The sequence below is a fragment of the Psychromonas antarctica genome, from assembly GCF_022267535.1.
Lineage (GTDB): Bacteria > Pseudomonadota > Gammaproteobacteria > Enterobacterales > Psychromonadaceae > Psychromonas > Psychromonas antarctica.
Window position 1 is genome coordinate 42,346 of the sequence record NZ_JAHNZV010000019.1, and the last position, 13,254, is coordinate 55,599.

Here is a 13,254-nt window from a genome sequence, read left to right on the forward strand (position 1 = left end):
CAGGTAAGAAGAACAAAATGTACATTATTAACGATCCTGAGTTATTACGAGCAAAGATCAGCGAATTAAAACAACAAAAATCAGCGATAGCATTTGTCCCCACCATGGGCAATTTGCATAAAGGACACTTGCAGCTTGTGGATCAAGCAAAGAAAAAAGCGCAGACTGTAGTGGTCAGTATTTTTGTCAATCCAATGCAATTTAATAATAGCGAAGACTTGCAAAATTACCCTAAAACAGTCGCAGCTGATACGCAATTACTCGAACAGCAAGGGGTTGATATTGTATTTATCCCTAGTGCTGACGTCATTTATCCAAATGGCTTGGAAAAACAGAGTTATGTAGAAGTACCGGGGTTATCCGATAGCTTGGAAGGTGCACTGCGTCCTGGCCACTTTCGTGGTATGAGTACCATAGTGAATAAGCTTTTTAATTTAGTTCAGCCAGATTATGCTTGCTTTGGCGAAAAAGATTTTCAACAGTTGCTAATAGTAAAGCAGATGGTTGCTGACTTAGCGATTCCCGTTGAGATTATTTCAGTGCCAACAGTACGTGAAAAAAGTGGTTTAGCAATGAGTTCACGTAACGGCAAGCTTACCCTAGCAGAAAAAGAAAAAGCCCCTTTTTTAGCTCAGCTGATGAACAAAATAGCGACAGCACTAGACAATCAACAAACGGATTATGCAATATTAACTGAACAGGCAAGCCGCGAACTTGATAGTCACGGTTTTAGGACTGATGCGATTAATATCGTTGATAGCAGTACATTACAAAATGTCAGTAGCAATACAAAACAAGTAGTTATTTTAATGGCCGCTTTTTTAGGTGGCACACGTTTAATTGATAATAAAACAGTAAATTTGCGCCATTAAGTATTTTACTTTATAGTCGCAACTTGCTCGGCTCATCACTAGAAAATAAAGGTTTTTGTATGCAAAAAACAATGCTTACCAGCAAACTTCACCAAGCTCGCGTGACACATGCTGAATTAAATTATGAAGGTTCATGCTCTATTGATCAAAATTTTTTAGAGCAAGCCGGTATTCTGGAATACGAAAAAATTGAGATTTACAATATCAACAATGGCGTGCGGTTTTCAACCTATGCGATTGTAGGTGAACGCGGTTCAAAAATCATTTCCGTTAATGGCGCCGCCGCTCGCATGGCCGCCGTGGGTGATAGCGTTATTATCTGTACCTACGCAAGCTTAAATGCCTCAGAAATAGAAAATCACAAGCCACGTTTAGTGTATTTAGATGCGCAAAATAATATTGTGCGCACCAGCAAAGACGTGCCAGTACAGGTTGCTTAATCGCCACCGAGTGAAAAAACAAAAAATCCGCTAACAGTCATGCTGTAGCGGATTTTTTTTTGCTTGTAATACTAAGCCCATTAATTAAATGTTCTATTTATGGCCTCAGGCTCGACGTTAACCGAAGCGAGCTTTGTCCACTTGCCCAATATTTCCGCTCAAAGGGGGTAATCGCCGTTGCACTTTGAAACTCAGTGAGTTCACAAGTTTGTCCTGCAAGCGCTAAGGCGCGCGCAAATTCATGAATATAGGTGAACCAGTTGCTACGTAGTTCAAGCTCTCCGCCAAGCTGTATAATAGCCGGAAATACGGCACTTCCATGCCAACGCCGTTGCAGGTGAGCAGCTTTCGGCCAAGGGTTAGGATAAAGCAGATAATGGTGTGCTAGCGTCCAATTCGCATCCACGGCCAGACGCCAAAAATCATTCAGATTAACCTGCAATAAGCGGTAATTATCAGCAACAGATTGTGGATGTTTCGCTAAACGATCCGCTGACTTATCCAAACCAAGTACAATCGCCTCTGGATGCTTTTTAGCAAGATGATAGGTACTCTCTCCCACACCACAACAGGAATCAAAAATAATTGGCTTGTCTTGCTGCTCAACCCACTTTTCACAGGCTTTAAAGGCATCTAACGTATGTTGTTGGTATGGCTTACGAAAAGGATGCTTTAAATGTTTCAAGACCACTTCATCCAACTGCTTATGTAAACCATCTTGGTTAGAACTGATAACTCTTGAGTTACCTGCTAATTCATTCATGTGCGGATCCCCACGCCTTTTCTCAGTAGTAGCAAAACGAGACCATAAAGCAGCACAATAAAGAGACCAATAACAGTAAAAGACCAAACTAATGACACATCAGCAATCCCTAAAAACCCATAACGGAAGGCATTGATCATATAGAATACGGGATTAAAATGTGAGACGCCTTGCCAAAAGTCAGGCAATAGGCTAATCGAATAAAAAACCCCACCAAGGTAAGTTAACGGCGTTAATACAAAGGTTGGAATAATACTAATATCGTCAAACGTACGCGCAAAAATAGCATTTAATAAACCGCCGATGGAAAATAAAATAGCAGTACAGATAACGCTTAGTACCAACACAAATAGGTTAAATATCTGTAAATCAACAAAAAAAAGCGATACACAGGTGACCATAAAACCCACCATTAATCCACGTACGACACCGCCGCCAACATAACCCCAAATAATAATGTAGTTGGGCACCGGCGCGACCAGTAACTCTTCAACATTACGTTGAAATTTAGCGCTAAAAAACGAGGAGGCAACATTAGAATAAGAGTTAGTTATCACCGACATCATAATTAGACCGGGCACAATAAATGACATATAGCTGAAACCACTCATTTCACCGATACGCGAACCAATTAAATTACCAAAGATAACAAAATACAGACTCATTGTTATCACTGGTGGAACGAGTGTTTGTATCCAAATACGTAAGAAACGACTAATCTCTTTAATCCAGATACTTTTTAACGCTATCAGGTATGCACTATTTATCATGTATATTGCCTTTTTCTACGAGTTCAATAAAGAGTTCTTCTAAACGATTGGCTTTATTTCGTAAACTATTAACCCGAATAGCTTGTGCGCTTAATTCTGCAAAAACAGTATTCAATGACTGTCGTTTGTTTACCTCAACTTCCAAGGTACGTTCATCCAGCTGAGTAATTTTAAAACGATCACTGCTAGGTAACTGCGCAGGCGGATCAATATCGAGAATGAAAATTTCACTATCAAGTCGTGCTAATAACTTTTTCATGCTGGTGTTTTCAACCAAATTACCTTTATCAATGATGCCAATATTACGACATAACATTTCTGCTTCTTCAAGGTAATGGGTCGTTAAAATAATGGTCACCCCCTGTGCATTGAGCTTTTGCAGAAATTTCCACATAGAACGACGCATTTCAATATCGACACCCGCAGTAGGCTCATCGAGTATCAACAGCCTAGGTTCATGCATTAGCGCACGCGCAATCATTAAACGACGTTTCATCCCACCCGATAATTCCCGAGAAGGTTCCGCTCTTTTATCCCAAAGGTCGAGCTGTTTAAGGTACTTTTCGGCGCGTATAAAAGCCTCTTTTCTTTTAACACCATAATAGCCAGCTTGATTGACGAGTATCTGCAGCGGTGCTTCAAATTGATTGAAGTTAAACTCCTGCGGCACCAAACCGATTTGACTTTTTGCTAACTCAAGTTGTGTATCCAAGTCATAACCAAATACGCTGACTTGCCCTGCACTTTTATTCACTAGGGATGAAATAATACCAATGGTCGTCGATTTCCCGGCGCCATTAGGCCCCAGTAAGGCATAGAAATCGCCCTCTTGTACTTGTAAAGAGATCCCTTTTAACGCTTCAACACCACCTTTATAAACCTTCCTGATATTATGTAGATCAATTGCATACATATTGCTTTTAGCCTTATTAATCAAAATTAACGATGCCGACATAAGGGAGATTACGGTAAAGTTGCGCGTAATCCATGCCATAACCGACAACAAACTTATCTTCAATAGAAAAACCTTGCCAATCAATCACAACCTCAGCCTGACGCCGCGCGGGTTTATTAAGTAAGGTGCAGATAGCCAAGGATTTGGGATCGCGCAACAGCAACATCTTTTTAATTTTATTCAACGTGTTGCCCGTATCGACAATATCTTCAACAATCAGCACATCCTTACCATGGATCTCTTCATCAAGCTCTTTCAATATTTTTACTTCTCCGCCATCAGTCCCTTTACCATAGCTGGAGGTAGCCATAAAATCTAAAATAACGGGAACAGTCAATAAACGTGATAAATCAGCTAAAAAAATAGCAGATCCACGTAGTAAGCCGATCAGGATCACTGCCTCACTGTTCTTATAATGTTCATTAATCTCTATAGCGATCGCCTGAACACGCTGTGCAATCTCTTCCTGAGAGATCATCATTGTGAGTGTATGACTCATGGAAACTCCTGATAGTTAAAGAACCGACAATTGTACCATTAAATGAATATAGCGAAACAATCAATATACAGCGGCGGATATAATTGTGCATAAAAAACGAAAACAGATTATATTTACATTAATTTACTATAAAGGATAAAGGGATAAGCTATAACTATTAGTAGGTGTTTATTACTAATCTCTCGTAATGATTAGAATACAAGAGAGCATGATTACAAATAAATAAGGAGGACAGTATGATCTTCTCACGCGGGCAAGTTCTACTCTGTAAAAATGGGACCTGGCGAAAAATAACTGGTATTAATAGCTGGAAAAATGAAGTTTACTATACAACGAACGCAGCAAAAGAGGCTAGCGTGCACACAACCAAAAATATGAGTATGCAATTTTGGTGTACCTATCATGACGTACACAAAGTCGATTCAGTGCATACAGCAGTGCTTTACAGTCAATTACCTAAACTGACAGAAAATGCACATAACAAAGGATTACACTTTGCAGAAAAGCAGATGATCTTAGCATTGGCTAAACATTAACTGGCAAAATAAATAATCATCAGGGGGAGGATCACGGAGAGCCATAAGCTAAAGTGAAAATTCTAAAACGCTATTTGATAACGCTTCATTTTACGAAATAGCGTTGTTTTATGTATACCTAATGCCTTTGCAGTGGCAAGTTTGCTGTGATTGTTTTTTAATGCCGCAATAATCAATTGTTTTTCAATCTCCTCTCGACTACTGTCTAAGCGAACTTGCTCATTACTTTCGCGCACTTCAGATGATGAACTTTCGGCCACAACAAAAGGAAAGCAGCTTAGTTGAATGTAACTGTTTTTAGACAAAAGACAGGCACGCTCTATACTGTTTTCCAATTCACGAATATTGCCCGGCCAGCTATAGGATTGGAGGTATTGTAGTGCTTCCGAACTGATCCCCTTTATGGCTTTTTTATGTAACAAATTAAAACGTTCGATAAAGTGTTTGACTAAAAAGGGGATGTCGTCAACCCGTTTAGCAAGAGGCGGAAGGACTATTTTAATGACGTTTAAACGATAATAAAGATCTTCTCTAAATGTTCCTTGCGACACCAAATCTGATAAATTTTTATTGGTCGCAGTAATTATTCTCGCATCGGTTTTTTGCGGTTTATTGCTCCCCACAGGCTCAAATTCGCGCTCTTGTAACACTCGCAGTAAGCGCACTTGCAATGCTGGCGAGATATCACCAATTTCATCTAAAAACAGCGTGCCACGGGCAGCCCTAGCAAAATAGCCGAGTTTATTCTCAATTGCCCCAGTAAAAGCGCCTTTTACATGGCCAAATAAGGCAGATTCTAATAAATTCTCAGGTAATGCAGCACAATTTAGCGCAATAAAGGGCTGTTTGTTACGCTCACTTAACTGATGTAATGCTTTAGCAGTGACCTCTTTGCCCGTCCCCGTTTCACCTGTGATAAGCACCGTTGCAGAGGTTTCAGCAACCGCTTCAACCATGGCAATCACACTTTGCATCGATTGACTGCGACTAATTAAAGATCCAGATTTTGTTTGTTTAGAAAGCTGCTTTTTTAACACTTCAATTTCAGTGACATCGCGAAACGTTTCAGCCCCGCCGATAATATTACCTTGTTGGTCTTTGAGTACGGCAGTCGACAGGGTTACTGATATTTTTTTACCTTTACTATTTATAAAATAACATCCCTTATCGATAATAGGCTTGCCTGTTTTCAAGGTTTCCCGTAATGCACAATGTTCACCACAAAGACTCGAGCGAAACACTTCCGAGCAGTAACGCCCGAGTGCATCACTGCGATCAATCCCGGTGATTTGCTCGGCTGCACGATTAAAGGAACTGATTTTCCAATCATCATTAATAGTAAAAACACCATCAGAGATGCTTTCCAAAATAGTACTATTATCAAATAATTGCTTATTTTCACTCATTACAGGCTCATCATTAAGGACAGTGTATTCAAAATGCTTATTCCGCCTCTATCTTACTATTATTTTACAATAGATCCATTGTAGTAAATCAGGCGGCTTAATAGGCCATAATTATATCATTATAAAAAGTGTTGATGTGCGACGACAGAGATTAAATTAAAGGGGGATTACCATCTTAAAAAAGAATCGGATGTTTTCTGATAAATAAAAAATCATACATTTTAGAATTTCATAACAATAAGATAGACCCTGATTCCTATTACTTTCAAGATCTATCTTAATTTATTTGACTGTTTATTCAGTGGCTGCTGCTTTTGTCATTTTGCTCAGCGCATTTTCTATTTTCACAATAGCCCCTTCACACCCCGTTATATTATGTTTTTTTTCTAGGTATCGAGGGTCATTATAAGATATCCACACATGGTCATTAGCATCTTCCCAAATTAATGCTTTTTGAGGTAGATCGATAGCAACACTTTGCTCACAAGCCATCAGAGGACTTCCCACTTTTGGATTACCAAAGATGATAAGTTCTGTGTTTCGTATTTTAATACCCACCTTGGCAGCGCTTTCGGAATGTTTAATTCGAGCGAATATAGTCATTCCTTTTTTATTCAATATATCGACCATCCGATCGGTGGTTTCTTTTACTGTAAAGGCACTTTGGATATCAACCACTCCCTCAGCTGCTACAGTTGGGATTGCAATCAACAAAATCGACCATACTACGATAATTGCTTTTTTCATTTTACTCTCCTGTATTCGCTCAACCCCTGTCCTTTAGCGGTATTGATACTTAATTCAATCTCTTGTTAGATTAGATTTTTACTAGCTTAGCTTTATAAAATAGCCAGCACTTTGGCCGTGAAGGCATCAATAATAATGGACAGATCATCATGCGGGTGAACTAATGCTATTCCACCCATTGGATTCCCTTTAAGGTCTAGCACCTGACAACGATCTACTTAAGCTGGATTATCTTTTATTATGCTTTGAGAGGTCGATTTTGCCATTGCAGACAAATCTTTGTCGACAAAAAATAGGGCATGGCCATCGTGACCAACCAAATTAATTTTATCTAAAACACTTTTAAATAGCGTTTCCTCTTCGTGTTGTTCTGCTACATACCACTGAAGGAAGTTAAAGGTTGAATAGTCTTGAGTGCTAAAGGCTTGATGAGCTAATGCGTTAATATGCTCAGTAATTTCACATTCATGTTGGTAGGTCTTTTCAAAGACATCAGCTAAAGATGCAAATTCATATGGTGGTGCCTCAATTGTTCCTAAAATAGGTAACGCACCAGTTTCACTGACGTAGGTAAATAAACGCGTCATATGATCCATTTCTTCCATCGCATGTTTACGCATGAACTCAGCGGCACCTTCAAATCCTTGCTCTGCACACCAAGCACTCATTTGTAAATAAAGGTTTGAAGAATAAAACTCCAAATTAATTTGTTGATTTAACTGTTTTATCATTGCAGATTTTAGCATTAGAATCCCCTTGTAATATCAAGTCCCACAATTCTATATTCATTTAAACTTGCTAAAATGGTTGTTAACTTCGTTATTGATTTTACAATTAGAACAATTATTTTCTGCAATCAATACCTTGTCCCCAACCATTTTTTATACGCCTAAATAGAGCATTTAATTAATGGAGTTGGTGTGATTTTGCTATTCAATAAACATTCAATAATACATAAGAAACCACATTACAGTGAATGTGGAAACGGATCAAATAAACCACCCCCACATATTTCCCTGCTCACAACATTGTAGATAAGTGGCCCATTTTCGAAATTTTAGATGGCGCAAAATAGAAACAAAGTGATCTGTTGCTTCATCTGTTACGTAACATACAAACATATGCGCTTTATTCAAACCGCCACCATCGTAAAAAGCATAGTCTGATATTGGACAAGATCATAGAAGAACTCAGTACGAAGTGCTCCGGCAATTTTTCTAGCCTGAAGTACGCCATAAGAGCGCAATCGTCATAAAATCGCTTGATAATTGGAACAAAAAAAATGAATGAAGACGATTCATAGCGAGCTATTTAGCGCATTAACAGCAAAATTTTAAGCGTTATGCCCACAACAAAACGCAGTCAAAATTATCACATAGTCGTATTTAGATGATCATAGGATTACATACAATGCTTAAATTGGCCTGGTATTATAAACTCATAACGTTAGCAGCTTTGCTTACTGTAACTGCAATGTTTCTACCCGCCTGCTCCAGCAGTTATACCGAAAAGGGGGGTTCTCGGCCTAAGCATCATGAGGATAATGGCTTCCGTAATCTCTACATCGACAAAAAAGATAGTAGTTTTTTTGGCTTCCAAAAGATGCGCTATTTTGGTGAAGATAAGTGGGCGGAATATGACGGTCAGGGCCACTTAGTTGAAACCACAGAAGCCGATATTCAGCAGCTAAATAAGCCATCAGATTCCCCTCAGTTTACATGGATAGGCCATTCAACGGTACTGGTGCAATACCAAGGTATCAATATTCTGACAGATCCAATTTTCGGACAACGTGCGTCCCCCATTGCCTTTGCTGGCCCTAAGCGCGTCACCCAACCAGCCATTTCTCTTACTCAACTACCCAAGATAGATTTTGTGCTGATATCCCACAACCACTATGATCATCTGGATAAATATACGGTGCAAAAGATAGGCAATACCGCAACCTGGTTAGTGCCACTCGGATACAAAGGCTGGTTTAAAAATCTCGGTGTCACAAATGTCGAAGAATTTGATTGGTGGGATGAGAAAAAAATAAGCGCAGCACACGTCACGGCAACACCATCACAGCACTGGACGGCAAGAGGACTGAACGATAGATATCAGCAGTTATGGGCTGCATGGTCAGTGCAGATCGGTGACTTCAAATTCTGGTTCGCCGGTGATACAGGTTATAACGATAAACAGTTTAAAGAGATTGGTGAAAGATTAGGGCCATTTGATTTAGCTATCATTCCAATTGGCGGCTACGCACCACGATGGTTTATGAAGGATATGCATATTAATCCTGCAGAAGCACTAAAAATACACCATGACGTACAAGCAAAACTTTCCCTTGGAGTACATTGGGGTACCTTTCCTCTTACCGCAGAACCTATTGATGAACCAGTTGAAAAATTGCAGGAGGCCACTGCTTCGCTGTACGAAAGCGCATTTATCACAACCCCCTTGGGAAAGACGTTGTCATTTGAATTGAGTGGCAAAAAATAGGCATGGCAAAAGAGTACAGGAAATTAGGTGAGCAATAATATACCACCATCACCTCGTTGTGGCGTAAAAAGGGGTAATATCCCAGTAGGATGGTGTCGGGAAAGCAGCGGCTTATCAATAGGTGTAATGCCCTTGATACCCATGCATGTTAAAAATTCAGCCATTTTAGTGGCATTTAAACTTTTCAGACAAGACCAGAAAAAAATCACAGCATAATCTTGCGTCGGTATTTCCCCCTCAGTCACCACCGAGTCATTAGACTTGACCCAATCCACTTCAAAAAGCAAGAATAAGCATGGCAATAAATGATGCGATTCTTGGCTGAAGATTGATGGTCTAATGGTTCTAAACCCAAACATTCTAACAACGAAGATCAGCGTTTATCGCATTGCTACTGGATTTTAGCCCGAAAAAAAGCGCTACGTAGCGCTAATACGGGTTATTTCAGGTATCCAGTTGAACAGTTAGTCTGTTTAATGACCTAAGCAGATAAACTCAACGCGAATACCACTTGGCTCATAGCACATCATATGCTTAGCTGGGCCTTGCTGTAATAGCTCAGGTTCAAACTCAATTTCCATATTATAAGTTTTTAATTGTGAGTAAATTAAATGTAAGGTTTCTTCATTCTCAACCTGAAAAGCAATGTGGTGTAATCCAACATTTCTTTTTCTATCAAACTCAACGTCTTCTTCTTTAGTTTCCCACAGAGTTATCATTATTTTCCCGTCACTCACAAAAATTGCGGGATAATCGTTATTTCGTTTAACTTCTTTCCAACCGAGTACAGTTGTAAAAAATTTAGCACTTTCCTCAAGTTTTGAAACGCTTAATCCAATATGATGTGAGCCTTGAGTTAGAGATATCATGATTATTATCCTTTAAATAGATACCTGATTAGCGACTAAAATTAATTGCTTATCATTTATAAAGTACGAGCGAATAAACCCGTCGTCTCGGTCGATAGGTATTAACCCGAGTAAAGCCGCTGTAATACAGGCTCAAACCATTACAGTTGAGCAATGCTACTTAATATATTGTCTACCAACTCTTTATTGGTTAAACGGCCATTCTCCACATCAAAATTATCATAAAAGCTGGGTACTGAAATGGCGCCTTTTAGATCTGCGCCAAAATAAGGTGCAGACCCTTTTGCTGCGGCGAGTACAGTCGCAGCTCCACCAGGCCCCGGTGACGTTGCCAACATAATGACCGGTTTATTTTGGAATACTTTCGTATTTATGCGAGAGGTCCAATCAAAAAGGTTTTTGTATGCTGCAGAATAAGAGCCATTATGCTCAGCAAAAGAGATAACGATAACATCCGCTTCTCCTAGCTTTTGATAAAAAGCTTTTGCGAGTTCAGGGTGGCCTAGCTCTTTTTCACGATCTTCACTAAAAAGAGGCATTTCATAATCATTAAGATCGATAAGCTCGACCAGCGCGCCCTCAATTTGTTTTGCAGCATAGTTCGCCAACTGCTTATTAATAGAATTCTTACTGCTTGTTGCAGCAAATGCGAGTACTTTCATAATCATTTCCTATCTTTTAAATTAGTAGATGGATACACTTTAAATTATTCTCATTTGTTTATTAATCACCTAATTGAGGATTGATTGTTTCCAAACAACTCGCAATCATAGAGAAAATTTGATTTAAAAGAGGTCACAATGGCGATTAAAAACAAATTGTTTGATGGTATGGTCATTTTTGTTCATATTGTAAAGTCGGGTAGTTTTACACTAGCGGCAGATATTAGCGGGCATTCAACCTCTTACATTAGTAAAGAGATAAATAAATTAGAAGCTCGATTAGGTATTCGTCTGTTACATAGAACCACTCGGTCGCTCAGCTTAACGCAAGAAGGTGAACTGTATTTTCAATTATGCCAACAAATAATCGAAGACGCAGAGCAAGCAGAAAATGCAATTATCGGCAATCAAGGGGAACCTCAAGGGCGAATTAAAATAAGCTGCCCTATCTCTTATGGTCTGTCTAATCTCAGCCCGATACTCAGTCAATTTACTGAAAAGCACCCAAAAATCCAACTAGAGTTAGATCTTAATGATAGAAAAGTAGATCTCATCTCAGATGGATTTGATGTCGTAATTAGAGCCACTGAGCACTTAGAAGACTCCAGCTTAATCAGCCGGAGAATTACTCAATCCGAAGCATTAGTCTTAGCATCACCGAGTTACCTAGCCAAACATGGCGCCCCACAGCACCCTAGTGAGTTAGCTCAACATAAAATAATCAATTATAGTAATTTAAAACAACCTAATATCTGGCTATTTAATGACCATAATGGAAACGCCATTCAGGTGCATGTTGAAAGCCACGTACTTACCAATAGTTCTACATTAGAGATTGCTTTAGGTGTTGCCGGGCAAGGTATATTTCGAGTCCCACGCTTTGCATTAAAAGATGAACTTAAAACCGGGGCATTAGTCGAACTTTTCTCTGATTGGCCTAAGACTTCAATCGGCATTTATATGGTATACCCGAGTAGAAAGCATATGTCGGCAAAGGTACGCAGTTTTATCGACTTTGTAGTAGAAGAATTGGGAGATTAAAAAAGAGAGTAGAACACTCTCTTTAAAATAGATATTGCTTAGTTAAAGTTCTATTGCTTGTAACATTTCACTCGAGGGGGCAAAAAAATACGCGCCAGTAACGGCTTTTGTAAAACGAAGCATACTGTCCACCTTGCCATCATTATGGCCATACATACTTTCCAACATCACTTTAATATTATGTAAGGTATTGCAGTAGGCAAGAAAAAATAATCCGTGATCACCAGATACTGTACCGTAAGGCAAACTATGCCGTACAATTTTCAACCCTTTCCCTTCTTCTTTAATATCAACACGGCCCACGTGTGAAGTTGCAGGTACATTTTCAAGTTCAATAGAATCAGGTTTGGTACGACCAATCACTTTTTCTTGTGCCGATAAAGAAAGTTTATTCCACGCAGGAAGATCATGGACGAAGCGCTGTGCCATCACATAACTGCCTCCAGCAAAAACACCCTCGGGAATAATAGCCACCAGCTCCCTTGCCACCCCTTCTGGATTTTCAGTACCGTCAATAAAATCAGTCATATCGCGAGCGTCCATAAAACGATAGCTATAAGTTTCATCAATAACGTCAACATAATCAGATATTTCTGCCATTAGTTTACGCAACAAATAAAAATGTAAATCATGGCGATTTGAATGACAATGAATAAATAGATCAACATCACTGGCAGGCGCAATGGTATTTCCTTCTCCCAGTTCAATAAACTCAGATAATTCATCAGGCATCGGCTGGTTGGTTTTAGCCCAAAGCCTTTTACTAAAAGCAATGGACGAAGTGAGGCCAGCACCTGATTGGCTATGATTAAGTTCGGCTACGAGTCCCGGGATGGTTTTTAATTGTTGGATCACTTTTTGAGGTTCAGATTTTATTTTAAGTTGAGTAAAAAGCGCAAAAGGTCCAGCTTCTGGAACGATAGCAGATTGATATGATGACATAATACTTTCTCCAATTTTCATTTAAATATCTTAACCTCAAATTATTTATTGTCATTGATTGTTATCATGAAATAAGTTTACTTAACCTCAACTCGGGATAATGGAAACGCAATTGACATAAATATCAATTAGTTAAAATTTTACAATATACAGTATCGTTAGTTTTGCGTAGTTCAAGGCGAATCATTGTAGCAATAACTGGTTATTGGTAGATTATTTAACGCTGAAATCCGCGTAAATAACGGTATTGTATCGTTTTGCT

The 13,254-nt window shown here is 39.1% G+C and carries 16 protein-coding genes; 5 read left to right on the forward strand and 11 right to left on the reverse strand.

All coding sequences use genetic code 11. The features are described from left to right. Positions 1-17: 17 nt before the first annotated feature. Positions 18-872, forward strand: coding sequence for a pantoate--beta-alanine ligase (gene panC, locus KSO91_RS07175; RefSeq protein WP_238742277.1), 855 nt, complete (start codon positions 18-20; stop codon positions 870-872). 59 nt (positions 873-931) lie between these two features. Next, positions 932-1,312 (forward strand): aspartate 1-decarboxylase, encoded by a 381-nt coding sequence (gene panD / locus KSO91_RS07180; protein WP_238742278.1) that lies wholly within the window; start codon positions 932-934, stop codon positions 1,310-1,312. A 97-nt stretch (positions 1,313-1,409) separates the two neighbouring features. Here panD and trmB read toward each other — a convergent pair whose 3' ends face one another. The 4 genes from trmB to hpt are packed head-to-tail and all read right to left on the reverse strand — an operon-like array spanning position 1,410 to position 4,299. Beyond that, positions 1,410-2,075, reverse strand: coding sequence for a tRNA (guanine(46)-N(7))-methyltransferase TrmB (trmB, locus tag KSO91_RS07185; protein ID WP_238742279.1), 666 nt, complete (start codon positions 2,073-2,075; stop codon positions 1,410-1,412). Beyond that, positions 2,072-2,845, reverse strand: coding sequence for an ABC transporter permease (locus tag KSO91_RS07190; protein WP_238742280.1), 774 nt, complete (start codon positions 2,843-2,845; stop codon positions 2,072-2,074). The genes trmB and KSO91_RS07190 overlap by 4 nt, the downstream gene beginning before the upstream one ends. Next, positions 2,835-3,758: an ABC transporter ATP-binding protein gene (locus KSO91_RS07195; RefSeq protein ID WP_238742281.1), complete on the reverse strand. Its 924-nt coding sequence runs from the start codon at positions 3,756-3,758 to the stop codon at positions 2,835-2,837. Before KSO91_RS07195 ends, KSO91_RS07190 begins: the two co-directional genes overlap by 11 nt. Positions 3,759-3,774: 16 nt before the next feature. Continuing rightward, on the reverse strand, positions 3,775-4,299 hold the full coding sequence (hpt, locus tag KSO91_RS07200) for a hypoxanthine phosphoribosyltransferase (protein WP_238742282.1): 525 nt from the start codon (positions 4,297-4,299) through the stop codon (positions 3,775-3,777). 236 nt (positions 4,300-4,535) lie between these two features. Here hpt and KSO91_RS07205 point away from each other — a divergent pair, with 236 nt between their 5' ends. After that, positions 4,536-4,835, forward strand: coding sequence for a hypothetical protein (locus KSO91_RS07205; RefSeq protein WP_238742283.1), 300 nt, complete (start codon positions 4,536-4,538; stop codon positions 4,833-4,835). Positions 4,836-4,897: 62 nt separating this feature from the next. Here the strand turns inward: KSO91_RS07205 and KSO91_RS07210 are convergent, their stop codons facing one another. The 3 genes from KSO91_RS07210 to ftnA all read right to left on the reverse strand — a co-directional run bounded on the left by KSO91_RS07210 (position 4,898) and on the right by ftnA (position 7,734). Further along, the gene (locus KSO91_RS07210) at positions 4,898-6,241 is read right to left on the reverse strand and encodes a sigma-54 interaction domain-containing protein (protein ID WP_238742284.1); all 1,344 of its coding nucleotides are present in this window, start codon (positions 6,239-6,241) and stop codon (positions 4,898-4,900) included. A 294-nt stretch (positions 6,242-6,535) separates the two neighbouring features. Further along, a complete protein-coding gene (locus tag KSO91_RS07215; RefSeq protein ID WP_238742285.1) occupies positions 6,536-6,988 on the reverse strand; it encodes a DUF302 domain-containing protein in 453 nt (150 codons plus the stop codon). 218 nt (positions 6,989-7,206) lie between these two features. Then, the gene (gene ftnA, locus KSO91_RS07220) at positions 7,207-7,734 is read right to left on the reverse strand and encodes a non-heme ferritin (protein ID WP_238742286.1); all 528 of its coding nucleotides are present in this window, start codon (positions 7,732-7,734) and stop codon (positions 7,207-7,209) included. A 664-nt stretch (positions 7,735-8,398) separates the two neighbouring features. Between ftnA and KSO91_RS07225 the strand changes: the two genes are divergently transcribed. Beyond that, positions 8,399-9,478 carry an MBL fold metallo-hydrolase gene (locus KSO91_RS07225; RefSeq protein ID WP_238742287.1) on the forward strand — a complete coding sequence of 360 codons (1,080 nt, stop codon included), beginning with the start codon at positions 8,399-8,401 and terminating at the stop codon, positions 9,476-9,478. Between the two features lie 23 nt (positions 9,479-9,501). On the opposite strand, the gene KSO91_RS07230 is transcribed toward KSO91_RS07225, so the two are convergent. The 3 genes from KSO91_RS07230 to KSO91_RS07240 all read right to left on the reverse strand — a co-directional run bounded on the left by KSO91_RS07230 (position 9,502) and on the right by KSO91_RS07240 (position 11,009). Beyond that, entirely contained in the window at positions 9,502-9,837 is a 336-nt protein-coding gene (locus tag KSO91_RS07230) for a hypothetical protein (RefSeq protein WP_238742288.1), read from the reverse strand. Positions 9,838-9,951: 114 nt separating this feature from the next. Next, positions 9,952-10,347: a VOC family protein gene (locus KSO91_RS07235; protein ID WP_238742289.1), complete on the reverse strand. Its 396-nt coding sequence runs from the start codon at positions 10,345-10,347 to the stop codon at positions 9,952-9,954. Positions 10,348-10,487: 140 nt separating this feature from the next. Continuing rightward, a complete protein-coding gene (locus tag KSO91_RS07240; RefSeq protein WP_238742290.1) occupies positions 10,488-11,009 on the reverse strand; it encodes an NADPH-dependent FMN reductase in 522 nt (173 codons plus the stop codon). A gap of 138 nt (positions 11,010-11,147) precedes the next feature. Between KSO91_RS07240 and KSO91_RS07245 the strand changes: the two genes are divergently transcribed. After that, the gene (locus KSO91_RS07245) at positions 11,148-12,050 is read left to right on the forward strand and encodes a LysR family transcriptional regulator (RefSeq protein WP_238742291.1); all 903 of its coding nucleotides are present in this window, start codon (positions 11,148-11,150) and stop codon (positions 12,048-12,050) included. Between the two features lie 42 nt (positions 12,051-12,092). On the opposite strand, the gene KSO91_RS07250 is transcribed toward KSO91_RS07245, so the two are convergent. Next, positions 12,093-12,992 (reverse strand): Dyp-type peroxidase, encoded by a 900-nt coding sequence (locus KSO91_RS07250; RefSeq protein ID WP_238742292.1) that lies wholly within the window; start codon positions 12,990-12,992, stop codon positions 12,093-12,095. Positions 12,993-13,254 lie beyond the last annotated feature (262 nt).

What these genes read in the sequence shown, in the direction of transcription:
- panC (WP_238742277.1), top strand. Translation starts at nt 18, where the DNA reads ATGTACATTATTAACGATCCTGAGTTATTACGAGCAAAGATCAGCGAA.
- panD (WP_238742278.1), top strand. Translation starts at nt 932, where the DNA reads ATGCAAAAAACAATGCTTACCAGCAAACTTCACCAAGCTCGCGTGACA.
- trmB (WP_238742279.1), bottom strand. Translation starts at nt 2,075, where the DNA reads ATGAATGAATTAGCAGGTAACTCAAGAGTTATCAGTTCTAACCAAGAT.
- KSO91_RS07190 (WP_238742280.1), bottom strand. Translation starts at nt 2,845, where the DNA reads ATGATAAATAGTGCATACCTGATAGCGTTAAAAAGTATCTGGATTAAA.
- KSO91_RS07195 (WP_238742281.1), bottom strand. Translation starts at nt 3,758, where the DNA reads ATGTATGCAATTGATCTACATAATATCAGGAAGGTTTATAAAGGTGGT.
- hpt (WP_238742282.1), bottom strand. Translation starts at nt 4,299, where the DNA reads ATGAGTCATACACTCACAATGATGATCTCTCAGGAAGAGATTGCACAG.
- KSO91_RS07205 (WP_238742283.1), top strand. Translation starts at nt 4,536, where the DNA reads ATGATCTTCTCACGCGGGCAAGTTCTACTCTGTAAAAATGGGACCTGG.
- KSO91_RS07210 (WP_238742284.1), bottom strand. Translation starts at nt 6,241, where the DNA reads ATGAGTGAAAATAAGCAATTATTTGATAATAGTACTATTTTGGAAAGC.
- KSO91_RS07215 (WP_238742285.1), bottom strand. Translation starts at nt 6,988, where the DNA reads ATGAAAAAAGCAATTATCGTAGTATGGTCGATTTTGTTGATTGCAATC.
- ftnA (WP_238742286.1), bottom strand. Translation starts at nt 7,734, where the DNA reads ATGCTAAAATCTGCAATGATAAAACAGTTAAATCAACAAATTAATTTG.
- KSO91_RS07225 (WP_238742287.1), top strand. Translation starts at nt 8,399, where the DNA reads ATGCTTAAATTGGCCTGGTATTATAAACTCATAACGTTAGCAGCTTTG.
- KSO91_RS07230 (WP_238742288.1), bottom strand. Translation starts at nt 9,837, where the DNA reads ATGTTTGGGTTTAGAACCATTAGACCATCAATCTTCAGCCAAGAATCG.
- KSO91_RS07235 (WP_238742289.1), bottom strand. Translation starts at nt 10,347, where the DNA reads ATGATATCTCTAACTCAAGGCTCACATCATATTGGATTAAGCGTTTCA.
- KSO91_RS07240 (WP_238742290.1), bottom strand. Translation starts at nt 11,009, where the DNA reads ATGAAAGTACTCGCATTTGCTGCAACAAGCAGTAAGAATTCTATTAAT.
- KSO91_RS07245 (WP_238742291.1), top strand. Translation starts at nt 11,148, where the DNA reads ATGGCGATTAAAAACAAATTGTTTGATGGTATGGTCATTTTTGTTCAT.
- KSO91_RS07250 (WP_238742292.1), bottom strand. Translation starts at nt 12,992, where the DNA reads ATGTCATCATATCAATCTGCTATCGTTCCAGAAGCTGGACCTTTTGCG.